The sequence below is a fragment of the Massilia sp. MS-15 genome (genome assembly GCF_020176695.1).
Lineage (GTDB): Bacteria > Pseudomonadota > Gammaproteobacteria > Burkholderiales > Burkholderiaceae_D > Telluria > Telluria hydrophila.
This window is the reverse complement of sequence record NZ_JAIWIA010000036.1, coordinates 16,469-39,344: the sequence shown is the minus strand read 5'-3', so window position 1 is coordinate 39,344 and position 22,876 is coordinate 16,469. Positions and strand designations below refer to the sequence as shown.

Genomic DNA, 22,876 nt, shown 5'->3' with positions numbered 1-22,876 from the left:
AAAACGAACGGTGGGTGCTAGCCTCGCTATCGCTCAGTGAAGCATTTGATGAAGTGCTGGCGAACAGGAGAGCAATTCACGAATCTCCCTGATTTCCTGCCTGATGCGCAGAAGCTGATGATGCGCCGTATTACGCGCGCCGACTAGGCCGCTGGGGCTTCTCAGTTCCGTTCCTCGCTCGGACCAGTAATCGTGCAGGTCATCGACCAGATTGGCTAAAACCTTCATCCTGCTGAGGACTTTCCCAGAATTGCCTCCGCCATCCTCGAGCGCTGCAGCGATGCCATCCACCTTGGCGTTGGTGCTAAATACGACACCTTTCTTGACGGTGAATCCGCCATTCAGTGCATCGACCAGGATCTTCGATACGTCGTACAGGATGGACACGGTTTTTGCTGCAGGGCCAGCACCAGTCTTTTCTGCGGCTTCCTCGAGACCGGCAATGGTCAAGTCGCATATAACCTGGACAAGCTTGGCGCACAGTTCCATTTTTCGCCAGAATTGTTCATCGTCGGCGGCTTGCGCAACATCCTTCAAGGCGATATCGAGTGTCGCTTCCAGGTCCTGCAGCTTCAGTAGCTTGCCCTCCAGGCGCTTTTGCTCCAGGCCGCTCAAATTGCATACCTTGCGTGCTTCAGATGCCAGTACGACAGGATTACCCATGCTGTTCTCCTTGAATGCTAGCTGAATGAATGTGTTCTCGTCTGCAGGACCTGGGCTAGACTGAAATGGACAGTGAAGGGACGCGTGACCATACCAACCCCTTGCAAATATTCATCGGTTTAACCGAACGCGGGAAGCCTTCGGGCATGCTGCAGGCCCTTACTCGCGTTCGAAAAAACCATTTTCTATGGCACTTGGTCACTCTAGGCCGCTGCAAATATTTTGTAAATATACTGTGGGGCTGCCGTCACAGGTGATTGGCAACGGAAGAACTCCTCATGTTCTTCTGAAAAGAGAGCTGTAGGGAGGGGCAGGCACCGAGTGGGATTAGAGGAAGCAAAAGGCTCGCGACGGTGGTCGTCCGGATCAGGGGGGCACCCCTCGCACGCCTTTAGGCTGCGGTTTGCCTTCAACCCGGAAGTGCCTGAAGAGTTGGCGCTTGCAGCTCACGCCGCTCGGGGCGGAAAGGAGGAAAGGACCGTTTCCCGCCGGGCGAGCAGCACCTTGCGCCAGACCGCGCCACCAAAAAAAACGAATGTCATCGCATCCGGTCGAAGAACGCAAAAAGCCCACGAACCGAAATTCGTGGGCTTCCTGTGTATTCGTGGTAGGCCGTGCTGGGCTCGAACCAGCGACCAACGGATTAAAAGTCCGCTGCTCTACCAACTGAGCTAACGACCCGAAAGAGGCCGCATTATAGCCGGGCCTTGCGGTTTGCGCTAGTGTCAACCGTGCACGGTCCGCGTCAGGCCAGCGCCGCGCTCACCTTCAGCACCTCGTCCGCCGTGGTCACGCCTTCGACCACCTTCATCGCGCCGGCGATGCGCAGCGGCTTCATGCCATCTAGCACGCTCTGCTGGCGCAGCTGCTGGATGTCGCCTGAGGTGCGCACGATGCGGGCGAAGCCTTCGCTCACCGTCAGCAGCTCATAGATGCCGGTGCGGCCGCGAAAGCCCGTCTGGCGGCATTCCGGGCAGCCGATCGGACGGTAGACCGTGGCCGGCTTCGGGATGTTCCAGGCGCCGCCGATGCCTTGCCAGACCTCGTCGCTCAACTCGCCCCCTGCGGCCTTGCAGTCGGGGCAGAGCGTGCGCACCAGGCGCTGCGCCATCACGCCGATCAGGGTCGCTTCCAGCAGGTAGTCCGGCACGCCCAGTTCCAGCAGGCGCACCACGGCAGCCGGGGCGTCGTTGGTGTGCAGGGTCGAGAACACCAGGTGGCCGGTGAGTGCCGCCTGGATCGCCATCTCTGCCGTCTGCAGGTCGCGAATCTCGCCGACCATGATGATGTCCGGGTCCTGGCGCATCAGCGCGCGCACGCCGTCGGCGAAGGACAGGTCGATCCCCGGCTGCACCTGCATCTGGTTGAAGGAGGCTTCGACCATCTCGATCGGATCTTCCACCGTGCACACGTTCACCTCGCTGGTGGCGAGCGCCTTCAGGGTCGTGTACAGGGTGGTGGTCTTGCCCGAGCCGGTCGGGCCGGTAACGAGGATGATGCCGTGCGGGCGCCGGGTCAGCGCGTCCCAGCGCGCCGCGTCGTCCGGCGGGAAGCCCAGCTCGGGCAGGGTCTTGACCACCACCTCCGGGTCGAAGATGCGCATCACCAGCTTTTCGCCGAAGGCGGTCGGCAGCGTCGACAGGCGCAGCTCGACCTCCTGGCCGCCGGCGGTGCGGGTCTTGATGCGGCCATCCTGCGGGCGGCGCTTTTCGATGACGTCCATCCGTCCCAGCAGCTTGATGCGCGCCGTCATCGCGATCATCACCACCGCCGGCACCTGGTAGACCTGGTGCAGCACGCCGTCGATGCGGAAGCGGATGGTGGCGAACTCGCGCTTCGGTTCCAGGTGGATGTCGGAAGCGCGCTGCTCGAACGCATAGCTCCACAGCCAGTCGACGATGTTGACGATGTGCTGGTCGTTGGCGTCGAACTGCTTGTTCGACTTGCCCAGTTCGACCAGCTGCTCGAAGTTGCTGCGCATCGCCAGGTCCTGCCCCGTGTGGCGGTTGGCGTCGCGGATCGACTTGGCCAGGCTGAAGAACTGCGAGATGTACTGGGCGATGTCGAGCGGGTTGGCCAGCACCAGTTCGATCCTGCGGCGCGCCACCTTGGCGATCTCCGCTTCCCACTCGACGTTGGCCGGGTCGGCCGTCGCCACCACCAGGGTCGAGGCATTCATGTCCACCGGCAGGATGTTGAAGCGGGCCGCATAGCTGGCCGACATCACGTCCGCCACCTTGGTGAAGTCGATCTTCAGCGGGTCGATGCGGATGAAGGGCAGGCCGACCTTGGTGGCGCACCATTCGGTCAGCACATCGAGGGTCAGGAGGCGCTGCGGCGGCTGTTCCGAGACCAGCTTGCACTGGGCCACCGCGGTCAGGGGATGCATCGACCCGGCCGCGTTCTTCAGGATGGCCTGGGCCTGGGCGAACTGCGCCTTGACGTTTTCCTTGCGCACGATGCCGTCCGCCAGCAGCCAGGAAAAGATCGACTGCAGGTCGAGCGCGCGCAGGCGCGGCGCCCTGGGAGCCGGTGAGGGGACGTTCTGGACGGCGGGCGTGGTCATGCGGCTCCCTGTGGTAGGTGTGTCAGCTGGCGGCAAGCAGGCCCTTGACCCAGGCCTTCGCCGGCAGCTTCGTCGCGGCCACGATCTGTGCGGCGCGTGCCTGCAGGCTGTCCTTGTCCAGCTGCGGACGGTCGCGGAAGCACAGCGCGACCACGTTGCCTTCATGGACCTCCGGCAGGCAGATGACGTGCGCGAACGCGAACTTCATGGCCTTCAGGTTCTTGGCGAAGCTCGGGTGGTCGCCGAACAGGTTGACCGTCATGATGCCGTTCTCGGCCAGGCAGTCATTGCAGGCCCGGTAGAACTCCGGGGTGTCGAGCACCGGGCCGCGCGCGGTGGCGTCGTACAGGTCGCATTGCAGCACGTCGTAGGCGCCGTGATTGGCCGGGTCACACACGAAATCGAGCGCGTCCATCTGCAGCACCCGCAGGCGCGCATCCTCGGGCGGCAGCTTGAACATCGAGGCGCAGATGCCGATCACGGCTTCGTTCAGTTCGACGGCGGTGACCTGCGCTTGCGGAAACTGGCGGTAGCAGAACTTGGTGAGGGTGCCGGCGCCCAGGCCCAGCTGGGCGATGGCGCGCGGTGCGTCGATGAACAGCATCCAGGACATCATCTGCTGCGCATATTCCAGCTCCGGCCAGTCCGGCTTGCGGATGCGCATGGCGCCCTGGACCCACTCGGTGCCGAAATGGAGGTAACGCACGCCGTCCTGTTCAGACAGGGTAACGGGAGCGAACTTCGGCTTGCGCGCGGGACGGCGCGACGACTCGGCCTGTTCGATGGATTTGCGTTTGATGAGCATAGGGCGACCTGGTTGAATCGCCCTATTATCGGGGGAGGGGTTCCCGCAGCGCAAGCAGATGCGCGTGCCCGCGCTGCGGGATTGCTGCGAAAACGATCAGTAGCCGTCGACCGGCTGCACCGACACTCGTAGGCGGACGCGGTTGCCCGGATCGCGGTTCATCAGGGTGTTGTAGGTCTGGCCACGGTATTCGTAGGTCACGTCATAGCCGTTGGTGCGCGTTTCGTAGGCCTCGACGGTGCGGCACTGGCGCACCGCCTGTTCCTGCACGCCCTGCGGACGGTTGTTGTTTTCCGCGCGGTCGCCGACCATGGCGCCGGCGATCGCGCCGGCCGCGGTGGCCGCCACGCGGCCGCTGCCGCTACCGACCTGGTTGCCGAGCAGGCCGCCGACGACACCGCCGATGATGCCGCCGCCCACGCCGCGCTGCTGCTGCACCGGCGCCTGCACGTAATCGGTGCGGCATTCCTGGCGCGGCATGCGGATCTGTTCCACGCGCGGCTGGACGCGCAGCACGCGGCCGAAATCCTCGAAATCCTGGGCCTGGGCCTGGGCCAGCGGCAGTGCGGCAAGACCCATTGCTGCAACGATCAGTTTGGCTTGAGTATTCATGTTCTACCTCGTAGTGAGCATTCGACTTCCATGGCTCCTATGGTAAATCCGATCCGTCGGGCCGGTCTGATCCCCATGGCAACAAAATGTAACAGCGTTGCAAGCCTGTGCGGCGCCCCTCCAGAATGGTGAAGGGCTGGAATGGCCGTCGCGGGTGTGCATATATGAATAAACAATGCTTACAAATGCGATTCGCTGAATCACATTTGGGTTGCTTCCAATACCACAAAACGTTACCCTTACACAAATGAGGGTTTTATTGGCGCGTGGAAATGATAGGGGAGAACAGAACGTGGCGGACGCCAACCGTCGCGACCCGTGGCGCTCCGGTGTCACACCACACCGACCTGGTCAATCTGAGGAAAAAATGAGTTTGTTGATGAGAGTGCCGCCCAATCTTGTGCAGTCGATCCGCGCTTTCCGCGTCGCCGAACTGCAGCAGGAGGCCGCGCGCCTGGGTCAGCATTTCCTGTATGCGCATTGTGCGAATACCCTGACCAAGCAGCAGGTCTGCGCCCGCATCGGCGAAAAATTCTATTTCCCCAAAGCTTGCAGCAAGAACTTCGATGCCTTGCGCAAGTGCCTCACCGAAACCATTGCCGAGGCCGGTCCCCAGCCCGGTTTCCTGGTCGTCCTCGAACAGTTGCCGAGTGCGCAAAAGTTCGACAAGGAAGCGCGCGAGAACCTGCTCGACGTGTTTCGCGATGCGGCCGAGTTCTGGGCCGAGAAGAAGGTGCCGTTCCGGGTATTCTATTCGTTCGCGATCGTTGCCTGAGGTTTGTCCGAGCTTTGCCTGACTTCGGGCCCGCTCCGGCCCGACCCCTGCCTGCACTGTTGTTGATGCGCCCCCAGCCCCGTCCGGCGGCGGTTGCCGGGCGGCGATACGGTACAATGCCGGCTATGAAAAACATCGTGATCCTGATTTCTGGCCGTGGCAGCAACATGGAAGCGGTCGTGCGCGCCCTGGAAACGGAGCGCTGGCCGGCCCGCGTCGCGGCCGTGATCAGCAACAAGCCGGAAGCGAAGGGCCTGGAGTTTGCCCGCAGCCGCGGCATCCCGACCGCCGTGGTCGCGAACAAGGACTACGCCACCCGTGCCGAGTTCGATGCGGCGCTGCAGGAAACGATCGACCGCTACGCCCCCGACCTGGTGGTGCTGGCCGGCTTCATGCGCATCCTGACCGCGCCCTTCGTCGAGCACTACGCCGGCCGCATGCTGAACATCCACCCTTCGCTGCTGCCGCTGTTCCCGGGACTGGGCACGCACCAGCAGGCGCTCGACGCCGGCGAACGCGAGCATGGCGCCACCGTCCATTTCGTGACCGCCGAGCTCGATCACGGCCCGGTGGTGGCTCAGGCCCGGGTACCGGTGCTGGCGGACGACACCGAAGACAGCCTGGCCGCGCGCGTGCTGGTCGAGGAACACAGGCTCTACCCGTATGCGGTGCGCCTGTTCGTCCAGGACCGCCTCAGGATCGACAAGGGCGAAGTGCGCATCCTCGATGCCGCCGCCGCACCCATCAGCATTTAAACCAAGGAACACCATGAGATTGCCACCAGCGATCCTCGGCAATACGGAAGAGGTATTGCGCGAGGTACTGCGCTTTACGTCGCCGGCCGACGTCACCCTGTCGCGCTACTTCAAGGACCACCCGCGTTTCGGCGGCCGCGAGCGCGGCGTCATCGCCGAGGCGGTGTATGCCGTCCTGCGCAACAAGTCCTTCTTCACCGATTACGCCGGCGCCGGCAACATGCCCTCGATGCGCAAGCTGGCCCTGCTGGGCCTGTCCGAGACCGTGGGCATCGACGCCCTCGGCGGACTGAGCGAGGACGAAACCCAGTTCCTCACCCGCATCCAGGAAGTCGACCGCAAGCTGCTGCCGCCCCAGATGCGCGCCAACCTGCCGACCTGGCTGTACGAGAAGCTGGTGGCCCAGTTCGGCGAAGCCGAAGCGCTGGAGCTGGCCGAAGTGCTGAACACGCCGGCGCCGCTGGACCTGCGTGTGAACTCCATCAAGGCCAACCGCGACGAGGTCATCGCCGAGCTGGCCAAGGCGCCGATCGCCGCCGAGCCGATGCCCTACGCTCCGCTGGGCCTGCGCGTGCTCAAGAAGCCTGCACTGCAGAACCTGCCGTTGTTCAAGGAAGGCGCGATCGAGGTGCAGGACGAGGGCAGCCAGGTGCTGGCCCAGCTGCTTGGCGCGCGCCGCGGCGAGATGGTGGTCGATTTCTGCGCCGGCGCCGGCGGCAAGACCCTGGCCCTGGGCGCGACCATGCGCAATACCGGCCGCCTGTACGCCTTCGACGTGTCGGAAAAGCGCCTGTCCAAGCTCAAGCCGCGCCTGGCGCGCAGCGGGCTGTCGAACGTGCATCCGGTGCTGATCGCGCACGAGCGCGATGCCAAGATCAAGCGCCTGGCCGGCAAGATCGACCGCGTGCTGGTCGACGCTCCCTGCTCGGGCCTGGGCACCCTGCGCCGCAACCCCGACGTCAAGTGGCGCCAGCGCCCGGAAGCGATCGGCGAGATGCAGGAAAAGCAGGCCGCGATCCTGGATGGCGCGGCGCGCCTGGTCAAGAACGGCGGGCGCCTGGTGTACGCCACCTGCAGCCTGCTGAACGAAGAGAACGACTTCATCGTCGAGCAGTTCCTGGCCTCGCATCCGGACTTCGAACTGGTGCCGGCCAGCGCCGTGCTGGCCGAGCAGAAGATCCCGCTCGAGATGGACAAGTACCTCAAAATGCTGCCGCACAAGCACCAGACCGACGGCTTCTTCGCCGCCGTACTGGAGCGCAAGGCCAAGGCCAAGCCTGCTTCGGCCACCTCGGCCGCCCCGGCTGATGCGGCGGAGGGCGACGCCGGCGAAGAGGCATAAGGCCGCATGCCGCTCCAGGAAGCCCTGGCCGACCTGCTCGGCGCCTTCAACCAGCCTGCCATCCTGTGGCAGCTGCTGGCGATCGTCCTGTGCATCGTGGGTGGCTGGGGCCTGGCGCGGCTCATGCACCGGTCCTGGCTGGCCAGCCACCAGGACCAGCATGCCGGCCTGCTCGGCCTGGGAATGGCCAGCTTCAGCCGCGTGCTGCCGCCGCTCCTGATCCTCGGGCTGCTGCTGGTGACGCGCACGGTCCTGCAGCACTACCAGAGCGTGCACCTGTTCGCGCTGGCGGTGCCGCTGGCGTCCTCGTTCGCCGTGATCCGTACCGTGTTCTACCTGCTGCGGCGGGTGTTCGCGCGCCGCGGCCCGCTCGGCGACGCGCTGCAGACCTTCGAGAAGGTGTTCGCGCTGCTGGTCTGGCTTGGTGTCGCCCTGCACATCCTGGGCGTGCTGCCGGACGTGATCCACTACTTCGAGAAGACCGAGCTGCCGATCGGCAAGCACAGGCTGTCCCTGGCCGACCTGGTCGAAGGCACCGTGTCGATCGTGGTCCTGATGATGCTGGCGCTGTGGGCCGGCGCGGCGCTGGAAGAGCGCCTGATGCATGTCGAGCGCATGCACACGTCGATCCGCGTCGTGCTGGCGCGCATGAGCCGGGCGGTGCTGATCCTGGTGGCAGTGCTGTTCAGCCTGTCGCTGGCGGGCTTGGACCTGACCGTGCTGTCCGTGTTCGGCGGCGCGCTCGGCGTCGGCCTTGGCCTGGGCATGCAGCGCATTGCCAGTAACTATGTGTCCGGCTTCATCATCCTGCTCGAGCGCAGCCTGACCATCGGCGACCCGATCACGCTCGACAAGTATTCCGGCAAGGTGGCGCGCATCAATACCCGCTACACCGTGCTGCGCGGCACCGACGGCACCCAGACCCTGCTGCCGAACGAAATGCTGATCACCGGGGTGGTGCTGAACCAGTCGTCCACCAACCGCAACCAGCGCGCGGTGACCAAGCTCACCGTGGCCTACGACAGCGACCTGTCGCGCGTCATGCCGCTGCTGGAAGCCCAGCCGCAGGGCGTGCCGCGGGTACTCGACACGCCGGCCCCGAACGTGCTGCTCAATGCCTTCGGCCCCGATGGCTACGAGCTGGAAGTCGGCTTCTGGCTGGGCGATCCGGAAAACGGGCAGGGCGGCCCGATCTCCGATGTCAACCGCAAGATCTATGCGCTGGTCCAGTCCGGCGATATCAAGCTTGCCAATCCGGCCATGGAGCGGCGCCTGCTCGATGCACACCTGACATCGCTTGTCGCGCGCCACCCGGACGCATCCTGAAATAAGCTGTGTCCCACGGCTTTTAATCGTGCCGTGCATCACTGGAACCGCGTAAAATATCGGGTTGCGGGCGCGCCGGCTGGCGCGTCAAGGCAATATATATGGAGACTGAATGAATTTCTTTAGCAGCGAACCCGCGCAAGCCGTGCTGACTTTCCTGTCCACCGGCCTGCTCGACCTCGGCGCCTGGCAGATCGTGATCGCGACGCTGGTGCTGACGCACATCACGATCGCCGCCGTGACGATCTACCTGCACCGCCACCAGGCGCACCGCGCCCTGGACCTGCACGCCATCCCGAGCCATTTCTTCCGCTTCTGGCTGTGGCTGACCACCGGCCAGGTGACCAAGGAATGGGCCTCGATCCACCGCAAGCACCACGCCAAGTGCGATACCGAGGAAGACCCGCACAGCCCGCAGACGCGCGGTATCCGCAAGGTGCTGTTCGAGGGCGCCGAGCTGTACCGCGCCGAGAGCAAGGTCAAGGAAACCATGGAGAAGTATGGCCACGGTACGCCGGACGACTGGATCGAACGCAATGTCTACACGAAGCATAGCGCCATGGGCGTGGTGCTGATGCTCCTGATCGACTTCGCGCTGTTCGGCATCGTCGGCATTTCCGTATGGGCGGTGCAGATGATGTGGATCCCGATCACCGCGGCCGGCATCATCAACGGCATCGGCCACTACTGGGGCTACCGCAACTACGACTGCAGCGACGCGGCCACCAACATCATTCCTTTCGGCATCCTGATCGGTGGCGAGGAACTGCACAACAACCATCATACCTTCGCCACCTCGGCCAAGCTGTCGAGCAAGTGGTACGAGTTCGACCTGGGCTGGGGCTATATCCGCATCCTGGAAACCCTGGGAATGGCGAAAGTGAAGAAGGTGGCGCCGAAGCCGGAATTCGCCAAGGACAAGCTGGTGGCCGACCTGGACACCCTGCAGTCGGTGATCGCCAACCGCTACGACGTGATGGCCAAGTATGCGAAGTCGGTGCGCCACGCCTTCCAGGAGGAATTCGCGCACCTGAAGCACAAGGCCGAGCTGGAAACCCGTTTCCTGAAGAGCTCGCGCAAGCTGATGCAGCGCGAACCGGCCAAGCTGGAAGCCTCGCACAAGCAGCAGCTGGTCGAGCTGTTCCAGCACAGCAAGGCGCTGGAAACCATGCACCAGATGCGGGTGGAGCTGGGCGCGATCTGGGAACGTTCGCACGCGACCCGCGACCAGTTGCTGCACCAGCTGCAGGACTGGTGCGCGCGCGCCGAAGCCTCGGGCATCAAGTCCCTGCAGGACTTTTCGCTGCGCCTGCGCAGCTACGCGTAAGCGGTATCCGCCCCGATCAAACGGCTTCTTCGGAAGCCGTTTTTTTTCGTCCCTTGTTCAGATCAGCAGCACCTGCGCATCGTCCGGCAGGACCAGGCGCGCGCCGGCGTCGAAGTCTTCGTGGCCGCTGAAGCGGTGGCAATAGACCGGCGCGTTCGCATGGTTGCGCAGCGGCTCGCTGGTGGGGTAGCGCGCCAGCACCTGCCCGCCGTCGGTGACGGCGACCTGGGCGCTGGGAGACAGGCTGCACACGGCCACGCCAAGGCGCCGCGCCGCGGCCCACATCAGCAGCCGGTGGTGCCAGGGCATGAGCGGGGCGATGGTGGCGTGCACGTCCTGCAGCAGGCGCCGTACTTCGCCCATGGTCCAGGCATCCGGTGCCAGGGTGGGAACCAGCACCAGGTTGGCGCGCAGGTCGGCCGGATGCTTGTTGATGGCGAAGCTGCCGTCGTGCGCGGCGATGCGCTCGGCCACGGGAACGATGAACAGCCCGTGCTCGCCCGGCGGCAGCGGCAGCGCTTCGCCGCCGCCTTCGAGCCACAGGCGCAGGTCGTCGGTGCGCACGCCGGCCCGTACCGGACGCAGCTGCATGGCCAGGACCGCCCGGCCCGCCAGGCGCTGCTGGACCGCCTTGGCCAGCGGGTAGAACAGCTCGCGGTAGGGCAGCAGGCGGGCCTGGGTGGCCTTGACTTCCACCGTCGGGATGTCTGCGGACGGCCGGGCGCGCGCCGGCGTGGCGTACAGCAGGCAGGCCGCCAGCACAGGCAAGACCAGGAGCGTGGGCGGCGGCGGCATGCTGTTGGTGGAAGAGTCGGCGACAAGAATATGCTTCCACGGCCGGGCAGGGATGGCAAGCCTGCGCCCAAACGTCGCTGCGCGATCTCAAGCCTGGCGCTGCGCATAAAAAAAGCCGCCAGTCGTAACGGGCGGCCTTTTGCTGGAACAAGATCGATTACTTGATCTTGGTTTCCTTGTAGATCACGTGCTTGCGTGCCTTCGGGTCGAATTTGGTGATTTCCATCTTCGCCGGCATGGTGCGCTTGTTCTTGGTGGTGGTGTAGAAGTGACCAGTACCTGCGGTCGATTCCAGCTTGATTTTGTCGCGGCCAGTTTTTGCCATGATAGCTCCCTAATTAAACTTTTTCGCCACGGGCACGCATGTCGGCCAGCACGGCATCGATGCCGAGCTTGTCGATCACGCGCAGACCGGCGTTGGACAGACGCAGGGAGACCCAGCGGTTTTCCGATTCGACGAAGATGCGGCGGTTCTGCAGGTTCGGCAGGAAACGACGCTTGGTTTTGTTGTTAGCGTGGGAGACGTTGTTGCCAACCATCACTCCCTTGCCGGTAACTTGGCAGACACGTGCCATAGTGCACTCCTTAAGAATATCCAGAATTGGAAAAACGAGAGTATAGCGTGAAAAGCGAAGGCAAATCAATCACTTGCGAAAAACAATTGTGTCTTTTTATATTCAGAAAATTTAACAATTGTGGATGAGCGCGTCGGCAGGGCAGGATGCCTCACAACTGGCCGTGTTCTGCGAAGGAATGCACCTGTGTCCCGGCCACCACGAAATGGTCGAGCACGCGGATATCGACCAGGGCCAGCGCCTGCACCAGGGCCGCCGTCAGGCGCAGGTCGGCCTCGCTCGGTTCGGCCACGCCGGACGGGTGGTTATGGGCCAGGATCAGCGCCGCGGCATTCGCCTGCAGGGCGGCCTTGACGATTTCGCGCGGATACACGCTGGTGTGGGTCAGCGTGCCCCTGAACATTTCGCGGGAGGTGATCAGGCGATTCTTGACGTCGAGGAAGAGCACGACAAAGGATTCATGCGCCTGCAGCGCGAACTGGTGGCGCAGGTAGGCGCGCACCGCGTCCGGCGAGCACAGGGCGGCGCGTTCGAATTCCTCGACCACGGCGCGGCGCGTCAGTTCCACCGCCGCCTGCAACTGGGCATACTTGGCCGGGCCCAGGCCGTGCAGGGCGCCGAACTCGCGCGGGCCGGCGTGCAGCAGCCGGTGCAGCGAGCCGAAATGGTCGAGCAGGTCGCGCGCCAGCGCCACCGCGCTCTTGCCCGCCACGCCCACGCGCAGGAAGATCGCCAGCAGCTCGGTGTCCGACAGCACCGCGGGTCCGCCGCGCAGCAGGCGCTCGCGCGGACGTTGTTCCTCCGGCCATTCCGTGATTCTCATTGTCTGATCCTTGCGATGAAAAGGGCGTATGAAAAACTGCGCGGCAGGCGCGCGGGCCTGCCGTGGCTTACAATAGCGGTTTGCCTGCAACGGGCCTGCCTGTCACCACAACGAACATGTCGAACGTCGTCAACCCATCTTCCTACCTGACCCTGCATTATCGGCTTGCCACGGCGGACGGTACTGATCTCATCACTACCTTCAATGGCACGCCCGCCACCTTGCTGCTGGGCCAGGGCCAGCTGGCGCCCTTCCTCGAGCAGCGCCTGCTGGGCCTGCCCGAAGGCGCGCACCAGACTTTCCAGCTGAGCGCGCTCGAAGCCTTCGGCGAACGCAATCCCGACCTGATCCAGCCCGTGTCGAAGGCAACCCTGGAAGAGAACTCGGTGCCGGACGCCGATTACAAGGTGGGCGAACTGATCGAGTTCAACGCGCCGAAGGGCGGCCGCTTCGCCGGCGTGCTGCTGGAAATGCGCGAGACCACCGCGCTGTTTGATTTCAACCACCCGCTGGCCGGCCAGGCCCTGCAGTTCGAAGTGAAACTGATTTCGGTTCTGTAAACAGGAAACCTTCATGGAAAACGAGATTCTGCTTGCCCAGCCGCGCGGCTTCTGCGCCGGCGTGGACCGCGCCATCGAGATCGTCGAACGCGCCCTGCGCCAGTTCGGCGCCCCGATCTACGTGCGCCACGAAATCGTGCACAACGCGTACGTGGTGCAAGACCTGCGCAGCAAGGGCGCGATCTTCATCGAGGAACTCGAGGACGTCCCGCCGGGTAATACCCTGGTGTTCTCGGCCCATGGCGTGTCGAAGGCGGTCCGCGCCGACGCCGAGGCGCGCGGCCTGACCATTTTCGATGCCACCTGCCCGCTGGTGACCAAGGTGCACGTGGAAGTGGCCAAGATGCGCAAGCAGGGCTGCGAGATCATCATGATCGGCCACCAGGGACACCCGGAAGTCGAAGGCACGATGGGCCAGGCCGAGGAAGGCATGCACCTGGTCGAGACGGTGGAAGACGTGGCGACCCTGCAGGTCAATAACCCGGACCTGCTGGCCTATGTGTCGCAGACCACGCTGTCGGTGGACGACACCGCCGACATCATCGCCGCGCTGAAGGCGCGCTTCCCGAACATCATCGAGCCGAAGAAGGGCGACATCTGCTACGCCACCACCAACCGCCAGGAAGCCGTCAAGTTCCTGGCGCCGCAGGTGGAAGTGGTGATCGTGGTCGGCAGTCCAAACAGCTCGAACTCGAACCGCCTGCGCGAAGTGGCGGACAAGATGGGCACCCCGGCCTACATGGTCGACGATGCCGGCAAGATCGATCCGCAGTGGATCGAGGGCAAGAAGCGGATCGGCGTGACCGCCGGCGCCTCGGCGCCGGAAGTGCTGGTGCAGGCCGTGATCGACCGCCTCAAGCAACTCGGCGCGGCCAGCGTGCGCGCGCTCGAAGGCGTGGAAGAGAACGTCGTGTTCCCGCTGCCGAAAGGGCTGGACGGCGCGAAAGCGGCCTGAAGCAGCTTGAAGCGCGGCGCCCGGCAGGTGACGGGTACAAAATCCTGTGCATCTTTTCCAATTGCCAAGTTATGATGGCGGCAATCGGAACATGAACGCCAGGCCGGAACGGCACTGCGGGGCGACCCGGAGTGCCGTTTTGCTTGGAAACCATACAAGCGCACGATGGAAACCTTCCTCCAACAACTCCTCAACGGCCTGGTGCTGGGCAGCATGTACGCACTGGTCGCGCTCGGCTACACGATGGTGTACGGGGTGCTCAACCTGATCAACTTCGCGCATGGCGACGTCCTGATGATCGGCGCGATGGCCGGCCTCACCATCGTCAAGCTGCTCGAAGCCTATGCTCCCGGCCTGCCCGGGTACCTGGCGCTGGCGCTGGCCATCCTCGGGGCGATTCCCGTCACGGTGCTGGTCAACATCCTGATCGAGCGGGTGGCCTACCGCCGCCTGCGCAATGCGCCGCGCCTGGCGCCCCTGATCACGGCGATCGGCGTCTCGATCCTGCTGCAGACCTTCGCCATGATGATCTGGGGCCGCAGCCCGCTGCCTTTCCCGCAGCTGCTCTCTCCCGAGCCGGTGGAGTTCATGGGCGCGCTGATCTCGCCCACCCAGATCCTGCTGCTGGTGCTGGCGGCGCTGGCGATGGGCGCGCTGGTGCTGCTGGTCGAGCGTACCCGCATGGGCCGCGCGATGCGGGCCGTGGCGGAGAACCCGCGCGTGGCCGGCCTGATGGGCGTGGACGCGAACCGCGTGATCGTCGCCACCTTCGCCATCGGCGCCGCGCTGGCCGCGGTGGCCGGCGTCATGTGGGGCGCGAACTACGCCTCCGTCACCTTCACCATGGGCGTGCTGCCGGGCCTGAAGGCCTTCTGCGCCGCCGTGCTGGGCGGAATCGGCAACATCTACGGCGCCATGATCGGCGGCCTGCTGCTGGGGATCATCGAGGCGCTCGGTGCCGGCTACATCGGCGACCTCACCGGCGGTTTCCTCGGCAGCCACTACCAGGACATCTTCGCCTTCGTGGTGCTGATCCTGGTGCTCACCCTGCGCCCGTCCGGCATCATGGGCGAGCGCGTGGCCGACCGCGCCTGAGCGGGGGATACGCACATGGCCCTCCTGACATTCGACGTCCAGCACAAGCCGCGCCAGGCCTACGCCAGCATGGCGGCCGTGCTGGTCCTGATGCTGGTCTTTCCCTTCGTCGCGTCCCAGTTCGGCAACTCCTGGGTGCGCATCATCGATATCGCGCTGCTCTACATCATGCTGGCGCTGGGCCTGAACATCGTGGTTGGCTTTGCTGGCCTGCTCGACCTGGGCTACATCGCCTTCTTCGCGGTGGGCGCCTACCTGGTCGGCCTGTTCTCTTCGCCCCAGTTCGCGGCGCTGCTGGAATCGGTCATCTATTATTCGCCGGCCCTGGGCGAGGCCCTGGTCGCCTTGTTCGGTCCCGAGATCCAGCAGAACGGCATCCACCTGTCGGTCTGGGCGATCGTGCCGCTGGCGGCGCTGGCCGCGGCCCTGTGCGGCGCGCTGCTGGGCGCGCCGACCCTGAAGTTGCGCGGCGACTACCTCGCCATCGTCACGCTCGGCTTCGGCGAGATCATCCGCATCTTCATGAACAACCTGAACGACCCGATCAATTTTACCAACGGGCCGCAGGGGATCAACATGATCGACCCGATCCGCGTGTTCGGCGTGTCGCTGGCGGGGGAAGCCGGGTCGCAGGCCACGGTGCAGGTGGCGGGTATCAGCATGCCTTCGGTGAACGCCTATTATTTCCTGTTCCTGCTGCTGACCATCGCCACCATCTTTATTACCAGCCGCCTGCAGCACTCGCGCCTGGGCCGCGCCTGGGTCGCGATCCGCGAGGACGAGATCGCGGCCAAGGCCATGGGCATCAACACCCGCAACGTCAAGCTGCTGGCCTTCGCGATCGGTGCTTCGTTCGGTGGCGTGGCTGGCGCCATGTTCGGCGCCTTCCAGGGCTTCGTGTCGCCGGAATCGTTCTCGCTCACCGAATCGATCGCGGTGCTGGCGATGGTGGTGCTGGGCGGGATCGGCCACATCCCCGGCGTGGTGCTGGGCGGCGTGCTGCTGGCGGCGCTGCCGGAAGTGCTGCGCCATGTGGTGGAGCCGGCCCAGCAGGCGCTGTTCGGCACGGTGCTGGTCGAGGCCGAGGTGCTGCGCCAGCTGCTGTACGGCCTGGCCCTGGTCCTGATCATGCTGCTCAACCCGGCCGGCCTGTGGCCCTCGCCGAACCGGGAAGAGCGCCCGAACGCGGCCATCGCGCGCGAGGAAGAACAGGGGGCGGGCGCATGAGCGAAACGCTGCTGAACATCGCCGGCGTGAACAAGCGTTTCGGCGGCCTGCAGGCGCTGACCGACGTTGGCATCCGCATCGAGCGCGGCCAGATCTATGGGCTGATCGGCCCGAACGGCGCCGGCAAGACCACCTTCTTCAACGTGATCACGGGCCTGTACCAGCCGGACAGCGGCAGCTTCGCGCTGGCCGGCAAGCCATATTCGCCCTCGGCGCCGCACGAGGTGGCCAGGGCCGGCATCGCGCGCACTTTCCAGAACATCCGCCTGTTCGGCGAAATGAGCGCGCTGGAGAACGTGATGGTCGGGCGCCACGTGCGCACCCGCCAGGGCCTGCTCGGCGCCGTGCTGCGCCACCGCGCGGCGCGCGAGGAGGAAGCGGCGATCCGCCGCCGCGCCCAGGAGCTGCTGGACTTCGTCGGCATTGGTGCCCATGCCCAGCGCACGGCGAAGTTCCTGTCGTATGGCGACCAGCGCCGCCTGGAGATTGCGCGCGCGCTGGCCACCGACCCGCTGCTGCTGGCGCTGGACGAACCGGCGGCCGGCATGAACGCCACCGAGAAGCTGGCCCTGCGCGAGCTGCTCGTGAAAATCAAGGCCGAGGGCAAGACCGTGCTGCTGATCGAGCACGATGTCAAGCTGATGATGGGCCTGTGCGACCGCATCACGGTGCTCGAATACGGCAAGCAGATCGCCGAGGGCACGCCCGGCGAGATCCAGAAGAACCCGGCTGTGATCAAGGCCTACCTCGGGGGAGCACACGCATGAGTGGGGCCATGAGCGAGAACATCCTGAGCATCGCCGGGCTGAAGGTGGCCTACGGCGGCATCAAGGCCGTCAAGGGACTTGACCTGGAAGTGAACCGGGGCGAGCTGGTGACCCTGATCGGCGCCAACGGCGCCGGCAAGACCACCACCCTGAAGGCCATCACCGGCACCCTGCCACCCTGCAAGGTGGAGGGCGAGATCCGCTACCTGGGCCAGTCATTACGGGGCACGGCCTCATTCCGCATGGTGCAGCGCAAGCTGGCCATGGTGCCGGAAGGGCGCGGCGTGTTCACCCGCATGACGATCCACGAGAACCTCATGATGGGCGCCTACACGCGCGCCGACAAGGCGGGCATCGCGCAAGACATCGAGCAGTGGTTCACGGTGTTCCCGCGCCTGAAGGAGAGGGCAGGCCAGCTGGCCGGCACGCTCTCGGGCGGCGAGCAGCAGATGCTCGCGATGGCGCGCGCACTGATGTGCCGTCCGACCCTGCTGCTGCTGGACGAGCCCTCGATGGGCCTGTCGCCGATCATGGTCGAGAAGATCTTCGAGGTGATCCGCGACGTGTCGCGCCAGGGCATCACGATCCTGCTGGTGGAGCAGAACGCCAAGCTGGCGCTGCAGGCGGCGCACCGCGCCTACGTGATGGAATCGGGAAGTCTTACCATGACGGGTGATGCGGCCGGAATGCTGGACGATCCCCGGGTGCGGGCCGCTTACCTGGGTGAATGAGCGGCCGGGTTCACCACAGGCGCGCCAAAATAAAAAGCCGGGACGTCGCCGTCCCGGCTTTGTTCATGTCACCAGTCGCAGCTTAGGCGGCAGCCGTCTGCGGTGCGGCGGCCTTGCGAGCAGTCGCCGAAAACTGGCTCACCGCTGCGTTGACGTTGTTTTCAATCGCTTCGGCAGCCTGCTTGCTGGTCTTGCTGAACTGCTCGTAACCGGCGTTGGCGTTGCTGATCACGGTCTTGACGGCGGCAACGAAGGTTTCCGAACCGGCCGGGGCGTTCTTGCTCACTTCGTCGACCAGGGCGATGACCTTGCGGTTGGTGTCGACGATCTGGGTTTCGGCGGCCTTCGAGAACTCGGCGCCGGTGCCGGTGGCGATGGCGGCCAGCTGGCGGCTATAGGACAGGGCCTTTTCGGCGCTCGGCTGGGCCTGCGATGCCGTCACCGAGAAGAATTCCTGCGGATCCTTGGCGCTCAGCAGCTGGCGCGCCACGTTCGACGACTCTTCCAGGGTGCTGCGCGCGGTGCTGATGTTCAGCTCGACCAGCTTTTCCATGCTTTCGAAGGTCTTCGCGGTCAGCGAGGACAGCAGGGCGAACTGCGATTCGAGGTTGGCTTTGGTGGCATTCGAGAACTGCTCAGGAATTGCAAACATGTGGATCTCCAAAATTCAAAATGTACTGTGGATAAATGTTGCTTGGACCGGTGAGGCAGATTTCTGGCGTCGATTCGACGAAACTCTTTTTTGTGCACCGCAACAGGGCGAATTGTCAACCAAGTTCGGGCGTGAGTCAAGCGAATTTGATGCGATGCACCATGGAGTGTGCATAAATTTCTTGAATGCATTGATTGCAAGAAATTCAGGTATCCCCTTGGCGGGAGGGAGCAGCAGCCGGCCATGCTAGACTAGCCGCTTGCCTTTTCGCCAAGCCAGATCAAACATCACGCATCAAGGAGAATCCATGATCACCAGCCCCCAGCAAGAAGCCGTCGATGCGGCCATCGTGTCGCGCCGCTCGATCCGTGCTTTCCTGCCACAGCCGGTCGCGCGCGAGGACATCGAGCGCATCCTCGAGGTGGCCGCCCGGGCGCCGTCCGGCACCAATACCCAGCCGTGGAAAGTTTATGTACTGACGGGACAGGCGCGCGAGGACCTGAGCGCGGCGATCCTGGCGGTGAATGCCGACCCGGAGCAGGCGCGCCAGCATACCGAGGAATACGCGTATTACCCGCGCGAGTGGGTATCTCCCTTCGTCGACCGGCGCCGCAAGGTGGGCTGGGACCTGTACGCGTTGCTGGGCCTGACGCGCGAGAACAAGGCCGGCATGGCGGCCCAGCACGCGCGCAACTACCGTTTCTTCGATGCGCCGGTCGGCCTGATCTTCACCATCGACCGCATCCTGGAGCAGGGCTCCTGGCTCGACTATGGCATGTTCCTGCAGAACATCATGGTCGCTGCACGCGCGCGCGGGCTCGACACCTGTCCGCAGGCCGCTTTCACACAATACCATCGCGTGATTGCGAGCCAGCTTGCATTGCCGGAAAATGAGATGGTGGTATGCGGCATGGCGCTCGGCTGGGCCGATCCTGGCAAGGTCGAGAATACGCTGCTGACCGAGCGCGAACCGGTTGGCAATTTCGCGTATTTCAGAGAATAAATTGGTCAGTAAACACTTGATTGGCAAGGATTTCTTCCCGTACGGGGGATGCGCACGGAATCGAACTTTTGCTTGCCATCAGACGTTGTTCCGCTAAACTGCATCTGTACCTCATCAGTTTGCGTCGAAGGGTTTACAGATGTTCAAACTTGTATTGGCTGCCATCGTTGCGCTGTCGCTCGCGCTCCCGCCGGCCCCGGCGGCCGGCGCCGGCGCTGGCGCCGGTACAGGCATGGGCGCCGGTGCCGAAGCCAAGACGGGCAAGAAGAAAGCCGTCAGGAAGGTGCAGCGCCGGGCCACGCCGGGCAAGGCGCGCAAGGCGGCGCGTGCCAAGCGCCAGGACCAGGCCAGCGCCAGGGACCAGCGCCAGCGCATCGTGCGCCGGGTTGAAATCGTGCGTGGCAAGCGCAAGGTCACCTACCAGGTCGTGCGGCGCGCGGCCCCGGCCGCCGCCGCGCTCGCCGATCCGCGCAGCCTGGGCGATGTGGCCGGCCTGCGCCGCACCCCCGATCCGCTGTCGCTGCGCTCGAACGTGGCCTTCGTGCTCGACCAGAACAGCTCTGAAGTACTGTTTGAAAAAAATTCCAGCATCCCGCTGCCGATCGCCTCGATCACCAAGCTCATGACCGGCCTGGTGGTCGTGCAGGCAGGGCAGGACCTGGATGAAGTCCTGCGCATCACCGATGCCGATGTCGACCGCCACAAGTATTCGAGTTCGCGCCTGCCGGTAGGCGCCCGCATGACGCGGCGCGAACTGCTGCACATCGCCCTGATGAGTTCGGAAAACCGCGCGGCATCCGCCCTCGGGCGCAACTACCCGGGCGGGATCGGCGCCTTTGTCGCCGCGATGAACGCCAAGGCCCAGGAACTGGGCATGCGCGATACCCGTTACGTCGATTCGAGCGGCCTGTCGAGCCGCAACGTGTCGAGCGCGCGCGACCTGGCGCGCCTGGTCGCCGTGGCCTACCGCGAGCCGCTGCTGCGCGAATATTCCACCACCCCGAATTCGGTGGTGAAGGCGAGCGGCCGGCCGATGCGCTATGCGAACACCAACTACCTGGTGGCGCTGCCGGACTGGAACATCGGCCTGCAGAAGACCGGCTTCATCAACGAAGCGGGGCGCTGCCTCGTGATGCAGGCGGCCATCCACGGCCGCAACGTGATCATGGTGTTCCTGGATTCAAAAGGGAAGATGTCGCGCACTGCTGACGCCGGCCGGGTGCGCCGCTTCCTCGAAGCGCTCGCGCCGGGCAGGTTCGATGTGCTGGCGCCGGGTTCCGTCGGCGCCCGCGAGCTGCCGACCCTGAACAGCGCCAGCGCCACGGTGCCTGCGCTGCATTGACCGCGGCGGTGCGGCTCAGGCCGCCGGAGCAGGGCGATAGCCCAGCGTCGCCGAGATGCTGGCGGCGGTCTGCACCAGGTCTTCCAGCCATTCTTCCTGCAGGCGGTCGGCCGGGGCCGAGATCGACAGGCCGGCCACCAGTTTGCCGCTGTCGTCGAAGATGCCGGCGGCCATGCAGCGCACGCCCAGTTCCAGCTCTTCGTTGTCGCGCGCATAGCCGCGCGCGCGCACCAGGCTCAGCTCGCGCTCGAAGCGCGCCAGGTCGGTGATCGAATTCTTGTTGTGGCCGGCCAGGCCGGTACGGGTGGCGTAGGCGCGGATCGCCTTGCTGTCGTCGATCGACAGGAACAGCTTGCCGGTCGAGGTCAGGTGCAGCGGCGCCCGCCCCCCGATCGCGCGCACCACCTGCATCCCCGAACGTTCGGAATAGGCGCGGTCGATGTAGACGATCTCGTCGCCCTGGCGCACCGACAGGTTCACCGTCTGCTGGGTCTTGCGGTGCAGCGCGCGCATGAAGTCGAGCGCCGCTTCGCGCACCGACAGCCGGCTCTTCACCACATTGCCCAGTTCCAGCAGGCGCATGCCGAGACGGTAGGTGCCCGGTTCGACCCGGTCGACGAAACGCGTGGCCACCATGTCGTTCAGGATGCGGTGGGCGGTGGACGGATGCAGGCCCGATACCCTGGACAATTCCTTCAGGCTGACCGGATCGGCATAATTGGCCAGGGCGTCGAGCAGCGCCATCATGCGTTCGATCACCTGGATCGAGGTCTTGGCGGGCGCAGGTGCTGCCAATGCTGGGGTTTCCATTTTCATGATGTGTTTGGTGCGGTGCAGTATCTCCATCTTTATACCATGATGTGAAACGCGCGTGCAATCCGAAGGTTTTATGGTGTGCAAGGTCTTGTCAGACAGGCATAATTGGTTATCTCAATTTCGCCCAATGCCATGCAAGACCCGATCAGCGAGTTCAAGACCAAGCGCGGCATCGCCCGCCTCCTGGCGGCCTGCCGCAATACCCGTGATGGCCTGGCCTGGGCCTGGCGCAGCGAAGCCGCGTTCCGGCAGGAGGTCGTCGGCATTGCCATCGCCACGGTGGTGGCGCTGCTGTTGCCGGTGTCGAGCTTCCAGAAACTGGTCCTGGTCGGCGTGCTGGTGCTGGTGCTGATCGTGGAGATCGTCAATTCCGCGATCGAAGCCGTGGTCGACCGTATTTCGCTGGAGCGCCATCCGCTGTCCAAGGTAGCCAAGGACATGGGCAGTGCGGCCGTCGCCCTGAGCCTGCTGCTGGCCCTGGCAACCTGGGCTGTGGTGCTGTACAACCGTTTCTTTTGACGGCCACGCTTCATCGCCATTGTTGTAGAAGTAAATAACAAAGCTGTCCTTGGTGTGGCCGCCGCTCTCTCGTAGACTATGTCTTCTTTCGATCACCATGGAGAAATGACAATGAGCTTACGCCTCGGCGATACCGCCCCCGACTTCGAGCAGGACTCCAGCATCGGCAAGATCCGCTTCCACGAGTGGGCGGGCGACTCGTGGGTGGTGCTGTTCTCGCACCCGGCCGACTTCACCCCGGTCTGCACGACCGAACTGGGCCTGACCGCCAAGCTCAAGCCCGAATTCGACAAGCGCAATGTCAAGGCGATCGCGCTGTCGGTCGACCCGGCCGACCAGCATCGTGAATGGATCAAGGACATCGAGGAAACCCAGCAGACCGTGGTCGGCTTCCCGATCATTGCCGACGCCGACAAATCGGTCTCCACGCTGTACGACATGATCCATCCGGAAGCGTCGGCCACCGCCACCGTGCGCTCGCTGTTCGTGATCGACCCGGCCAAGAAGGTGCGCCTGATGATCACCTACCCGATGAGCACCGGCCGCAACTTCGACGAAGTGCTGCGCGTGATCGACGCCCTGCAGCTGACCGACGGCTACACCGTGGCCACGCCCGGCAACTGGAAGGACGGCGACGACGTCATCATCCCGCTCACGGTGCAGGACCCGGCCGTGATCGCGCAGAAGTACCCGAAGGGCTACCAGGCCCCGCGTCCCTACCTGCGCCTGACCCCGCAGCCGAACAAGTAAGCCTGGCTTGCGTCCCGCGGCTGGACGCTTGCGCCGTCCAGCCGCGCTCTGTTCCGGCATCCGCATAAGCAAATAAGAAACGGGTTGTTTGCCTG

General features: G+C 64.5%; 25 protein-coding genes and 1 tRNA gene. 15 read left to right on the top strand and 11 right to left on the bottom strand.

The window, feature by feature from the left end:
• Positions 1-33: 33 nt before the first annotated feature.
• The 5 genes from LCI23_RS14695 to LCI23_RS14675 form a co-directional block, all read right to left on the bottom strand.
• Positions 34-663 carry a hypothetical protein gene (locus LCI23_RS14695; RefSeq protein ID WP_224947196.1) on the bottom strand — a complete coding sequence of 210 codons (630 nt, stop codon included), beginning with the start codon at positions 661-663 and terminating at the stop codon, positions 34-36.
• Between the two features lie 605 nt (positions 664-1,268).
• Positions 1,269-1,344, bottom strand: a tRNA-Lys gene (locus tag LCI23_RS14690).
• Positions 1,345-1,408: 64 nt separating this feature from the next.
• On the bottom strand, positions 1,409-3,229 hold the full coding sequence (locus tag LCI23_RS14685) for a GspE/PulE family protein (RefSeq protein ID WP_224947195.1): 1,821 nt from the start codon (positions 3,227-3,229) through the stop codon (positions 1,409-1,411).
• Between the two features lie 22 nt (positions 3,230-3,251).
• Positions 3,252-4,034, bottom strand: coding sequence for a spermidine synthase (locus tag LCI23_RS14680; protein ID WP_224947194.1), 783 nt, complete (start codon positions 4,032-4,034; stop codon positions 3,252-3,254).
• A gap of 96 nt (positions 4,035-4,130) precedes the next feature.
• On the bottom strand, positions 4,131-4,646 hold the full coding sequence (locus tag LCI23_RS14675; protein WP_224947193.1) for a glycine zipper 2TM domain-containing protein: 516 nt from the start codon (positions 4,644-4,646) through the stop codon (positions 4,131-4,133).
• Between the two features lie 367 nt (positions 4,647-5,013).
• On the opposite strand from LCI23_RS14675, the gene LCI23_RS14670 reads away from it, so the two are divergent.
• The 5 genes from LCI23_RS14670 (at position 5,014) to LCI23_RS14650 (ending at position 10,171) form a co-directional block, all read left to right on the top strand.
• Complete coding sequence (locus tag LCI23_RS14670; protein ID WP_224947292.1) at positions 5,014-5,421, top strand: barstar family protein; 408 nt, start codon at positions 5,014-5,016, stop codon at positions 5,419-5,421.
• A 125-nt stretch (positions 5,422-5,546) separates the two neighbouring features.
• Positions 5,547-6,176 (top strand): phosphoribosylglycinamide formyltransferase, encoded by a 630-nt coding sequence (purN, locus tag LCI23_RS14665; protein ID WP_224947291.1) that lies wholly within the window; start codon positions 5,547-5,549, stop codon positions 6,174-6,176.
• Positions 6,177-6,189: 13 nt separating this feature from the next.
• On the top strand, positions 6,190-7,518 hold the full coding sequence (locus tag LCI23_RS14660; protein WP_224947192.1) for an RsmB/NOP family class I SAM-dependent RNA methyltransferase: 1,329 nt from the start codon (positions 6,190-6,192) through the stop codon (positions 7,516-7,518).
• A gap of 6 nt (positions 7,519-7,524) precedes the next feature.
• On the top strand, positions 7,525-8,844 hold the full coding sequence (locus LCI23_RS14655) for a mechanosensitive ion channel family protein (RefSeq protein WP_224947191.1): 1,320 nt from the start codon (positions 7,525-7,527) through the stop codon (positions 8,842-8,844).
• 112 nt (positions 8,845-8,956) lie between these two features.
• Positions 8,957-10,171, top strand: coding sequence for a fatty acid desaturase (locus LCI23_RS14650; RefSeq protein ID WP_224947190.1), 1,215 nt, complete (start codon positions 8,957-8,959; stop codon positions 10,169-10,171).
• A 57-nt stretch (positions 10,172-10,228) separates the two neighbouring features.
• On the opposite strand, the gene LCI23_RS14645 is transcribed toward LCI23_RS14650, so the two are convergent.
• From LCI23_RS14645 to radC, 4 genes are all read right to left on the bottom strand, one after another.
• Positions 10,229-10,966 (bottom strand): hypothetical protein, encoded by a 738-nt coding sequence (locus LCI23_RS14645; RefSeq protein ID WP_224947189.1) that lies wholly within the window; start codon positions 10,964-10,966, stop codon positions 10,229-10,231.
• A gap of 157 nt (positions 10,967-11,123) precedes the next feature.
• Positions 11,124-11,291, bottom strand: a complete 168-nt coding sequence (rpmG, locus tag LCI23_RS14640; RefSeq protein WP_005665735.1) for a 50S ribosomal protein L33 — start codon at positions 11,289-11,291, stop codon at positions 11,124-11,126.
• Positions 11,292-11,304: 13 nt separating this feature from the next.
• Positions 11,305-11,541 (bottom strand): 50S ribosomal protein L28, encoded by a 237-nt coding sequence (rpmB, locus tag LCI23_RS14635; RefSeq protein WP_026354825.1) that lies wholly within the window; start codon positions 11,539-11,541, stop codon positions 11,305-11,307.
• A 151-nt stretch (positions 11,542-11,692) separates the two neighbouring features.
• Positions 11,693-12,364 (bottom strand): DNA repair protein RadC, encoded by a 672-nt coding sequence (gene radC / locus LCI23_RS14630; protein ID WP_224947188.1) that lies wholly within the window; start codon positions 12,362-12,364, stop codon positions 11,693-11,695.
• 116 nt (positions 12,365-12,480) lie between these two features.
• Between radC and LCI23_RS14625 the strand changes: the two genes are divergently transcribed.
• From LCI23_RS14625 to LCI23_RS14600, 6 genes are all read left to right on the top strand, one after another.
• Complete coding sequence (locus tag LCI23_RS14625) at positions 12,481-12,924, top strand: peptidylprolyl isomerase (RefSeq protein WP_224947187.1); 444 nt, start codon at positions 12,481-12,483, stop codon at positions 12,922-12,924.
• A gap of 13 nt (positions 12,925-12,937) precedes the next feature.
• Positions 12,938-13,879, top strand: coding sequence for a 4-hydroxy-3-methylbut-2-enyl diphosphate reductase (ispH, locus tag LCI23_RS14620; RefSeq protein WP_224947186.1), 942 nt, complete (start codon positions 12,938-12,940; stop codon positions 13,877-13,879).
• Positions 13,880-14,044: 165 nt separating this feature from the next.
• Positions 14,045-14,974 carry a branched-chain amino acid ABC transporter permease gene (locus tag LCI23_RS14615; RefSeq protein ID WP_224947185.1) on the top strand — a complete coding sequence of 310 codons (930 nt, stop codon included), beginning with the start codon at positions 14,045-14,047 and terminating at the stop codon, positions 14,972-14,974.
• A gap of 15 nt (positions 14,975-14,989) precedes the next feature.
• Positions 14,990-16,201: an ABC transporter ATP-binding protein gene (locus LCI23_RS14610; RefSeq protein ID WP_224947184.1), complete on the top strand. Its 1,212-nt coding sequence runs from the start codon at positions 14,990-14,992 to the stop codon at positions 16,199-16,201.
• Positions 16,198-16,968 carry an ABC transporter ATP-binding protein gene (locus tag LCI23_RS14605; protein WP_224947183.1) on the top strand — a complete coding sequence of 257 codons (771 nt, stop codon included), beginning with the start codon at positions 16,198-16,200 and terminating at the stop codon, positions 16,966-16,968. Before LCI23_RS14610 ends, LCI23_RS14605 begins: the two co-directional genes overlap by 4 nt.
• A gap of 8 nt (positions 16,969-16,976) precedes the next feature.
• Positions 16,977-17,699 carry an ABC transporter ATP-binding protein gene (locus LCI23_RS14600; RefSeq protein ID WP_224947182.1) on the top strand — a complete coding sequence of 241 codons (723 nt, stop codon included), beginning with the start codon at positions 16,977-16,979 and terminating at the stop codon, positions 17,697-17,699.
• An 82-nt stretch (positions 17,700-17,781) separates the two neighbouring features.
• Here LCI23_RS14600 and phaP read toward each other — a convergent pair whose 3' ends face one another.
• Positions 17,782-18,351: a TIGR01841 family phasin gene (gene phaP, locus LCI23_RS14595; protein ID WP_224947181.1), complete on the bottom strand. Its 570-nt coding sequence runs from the start codon at positions 18,349-18,351 to the stop codon at positions 17,782-17,784.
• Positions 18,352-18,658: 307 nt separating this feature from the next.
• Here phaP and LCI23_RS14590 point away from each other — a divergent pair, with 307 nt between their 5' ends.
• Complete coding sequence (locus LCI23_RS14590) at positions 18,659-19,354, top strand: nitroreductase (protein ID WP_224947180.1); 696 nt, start codon at positions 18,659-18,661, stop codon at positions 19,352-19,354.
• A gap of 139 nt (positions 19,355-19,493) precedes the next feature.
• Positions 19,494-20,696 carry a serine hydrolase gene (locus tag LCI23_RS14585; RefSeq protein ID WP_224947179.1) on the top strand — a complete coding sequence of 401 codons (1,203 nt, stop codon included), beginning with the start codon at positions 19,494-19,496 and terminating at the stop codon, positions 20,694-20,696.
• Between the two features lie 15 nt (positions 20,697-20,711).
• Here LCI23_RS14585 and LCI23_RS14580 read toward each other — a convergent pair whose 3' ends face one another.
• Positions 20,712-21,512 (bottom strand): IclR family transcriptional regulator, encoded by an 801-nt coding sequence (locus LCI23_RS14580; RefSeq protein ID WP_224947178.1) that lies wholly within the window; start codon positions 21,510-21,512, stop codon positions 20,712-20,714.
• 132 nt (positions 21,513-21,644) lie between these two features.
• Here LCI23_RS14580 and LCI23_RS14575 point away from each other — a divergent pair, with 132 nt between their 5' ends.
• Together LCI23_RS14575 and LCI23_RS14570 are read left to right on the top strand one after the other, a co-directional pair.
• A complete protein-coding gene (locus LCI23_RS14575) occupies positions 21,645-22,031 on the top strand; it encodes a diacylglycerol kinase (RefSeq protein WP_224947177.1) in 387 nt (128 codons plus the stop codon).
• 111 nt (positions 22,032-22,142) lie between these two features.
• Positions 22,143-22,781 (top strand): peroxiredoxin, encoded by a 639-nt coding sequence (locus LCI23_RS14570; protein WP_224947176.1) that lies wholly within the window; start codon positions 22,143-22,145, stop codon positions 22,779-22,781.
• Positions 22,782-22,876: the final 95 nt, after the last annotated feature.

Coding starts and splice junctions, on each gene's coding strand:
- LCI23_RS14695 (WP_224947196.1), bottom strand. CDS start 663: ATGGGTAATCCTGTCGTACTGGCATCTGAAGCACGCAAGGTATGCAAT.
- LCI23_RS14685 (WP_224947195.1), bottom strand. CDS start 3,229: ATGACCACGCCCGCCGTCCAGAACGTCCCCTCACCGGCTCCCAGGGCG.
- LCI23_RS14680 (WP_224947194.1), bottom strand. CDS start 4,034: ATGCTCATCAAACGCAAATCCATCGAACAGGCCGAGTCGTCGCGCCGT.
- LCI23_RS14675 (WP_224947193.1), bottom strand. CDS start 4,646: ATGAATACTCAAGCCAAACTGATCGTTGCAGCAATGGGTCTTGCCGCA.
- LCI23_RS14670 (WP_224947292.1), top strand. CDS start 5,014: ATGAGTTTGTTGATGAGAGTGCCGCCCAATCTTGTGCAGTCGATCCGC.
- purN (WP_224947291.1), top strand. CDS start 5,547: ATGAAAAACATCGTGATCCTGATTTCTGGCCGTGGCAGCAACATGGAA.
- LCI23_RS14660 (WP_224947192.1), top strand. CDS start 6,190: ATGAGATTGCCACCAGCGATCCTCGGCAATACGGAAGAGGTATTGCGC.
- LCI23_RS14655 (WP_224947191.1), top strand. CDS start 7,525: ATGCCGCTCCAGGAAGCCCTGGCCGACCTGCTCGGCGCCTTCAACCAG.
- LCI23_RS14650 (WP_224947190.1), top strand. CDS start 8,957: ATGAATTTCTTTAGCAGCGAACCCGCGCAAGCCGTGCTGACTTTCCTG.
- LCI23_RS14645 (WP_224947189.1), bottom strand. CDS start 10,966: ATGCCGCCGCCGCCCACGCTCCTGGTCTTGCCTGTGCTGGCGGCCTGC.
- rpmG (WP_005665735.1), bottom strand. CDS start 11,291: ATGGCAAAAACTGGCCGCGACAAAATCAAGCTGGAATCGACCGCAGGT.
- rpmB (WP_026354825.1), bottom strand. CDS start 11,541: ATGGCACGTGTCTGCCAAGTTACCGGCAAGGGAGTGATGGTTGGCAAC.
- radC (WP_224947188.1), bottom strand. CDS start 12,364: ATGAGAATCACGGAATGGCCGGAGGAACAACGTCCGCGCGAGCGCCTG.
- LCI23_RS14625 (WP_224947187.1), top strand. CDS start 12,481: ATGTCGAACGTCGTCAACCCATCTTCCTACCTGACCCTGCATTATCGG.
- ispH (WP_224947186.1), top strand. CDS start 12,938: ATGGAAAACGAGATTCTGCTTGCCCAGCCGCGCGGCTTCTGCGCCGGC.
- LCI23_RS14615 (WP_224947185.1), top strand. CDS start 14,045: ATGGAAACCTTCCTCCAACAACTCCTCAACGGCCTGGTGCTGGGCAGC.
- LCI23_RS14610 (WP_224947184.1), top strand. CDS start 14,990: ATGGCCCTCCTGACATTCGACGTCCAGCACAAGCCGCGCCAGGCCTAC.
- LCI23_RS14605 (WP_224947183.1), top strand. CDS start 16,198: ATGAGCGAAACGCTGCTGAACATCGCCGGCGTGAACAAGCGTTTCGGC.
- LCI23_RS14600 (WP_224947182.1), top strand. CDS start 16,977: ATGAGCGAGAACATCCTGAGCATCGCCGGGCTGAAGGTGGCCTACGGC.
- phaP (WP_224947181.1), bottom strand. CDS start 18,351: ATGTTTGCAATTCCTGAGCAGTTCTCGAATGCCACCAAAGCCAACCTC.
- LCI23_RS14590 (WP_224947180.1), top strand. CDS start 18,659: ATGATCACCAGCCCCCAGCAAGAAGCCGTCGATGCGGCCATCGTGTCG.
- LCI23_RS14585 (WP_224947179.1), top strand. CDS start 19,494: ATGTTCAAACTTGTATTGGCTGCCATCGTTGCGCTGTCGCTCGCGCTC.
- LCI23_RS14580 (WP_224947178.1), bottom strand. CDS start 21,512: ATGAAAATGGAAACCCCAGCATTGGCAGCACCTGCGCCCGCCAAGACC.
- LCI23_RS14575 (WP_224947177.1), top strand. CDS start 21,645: ATGCAAGACCCGATCAGCGAGTTCAAGACCAAGCGCGGCATCGCCCGC.
- LCI23_RS14570 (WP_224947176.1), top strand. CDS start 22,143: ATGAGCTTACGCCTCGGCGATACCGCCCCCGACTTCGAGCAGGACTCC.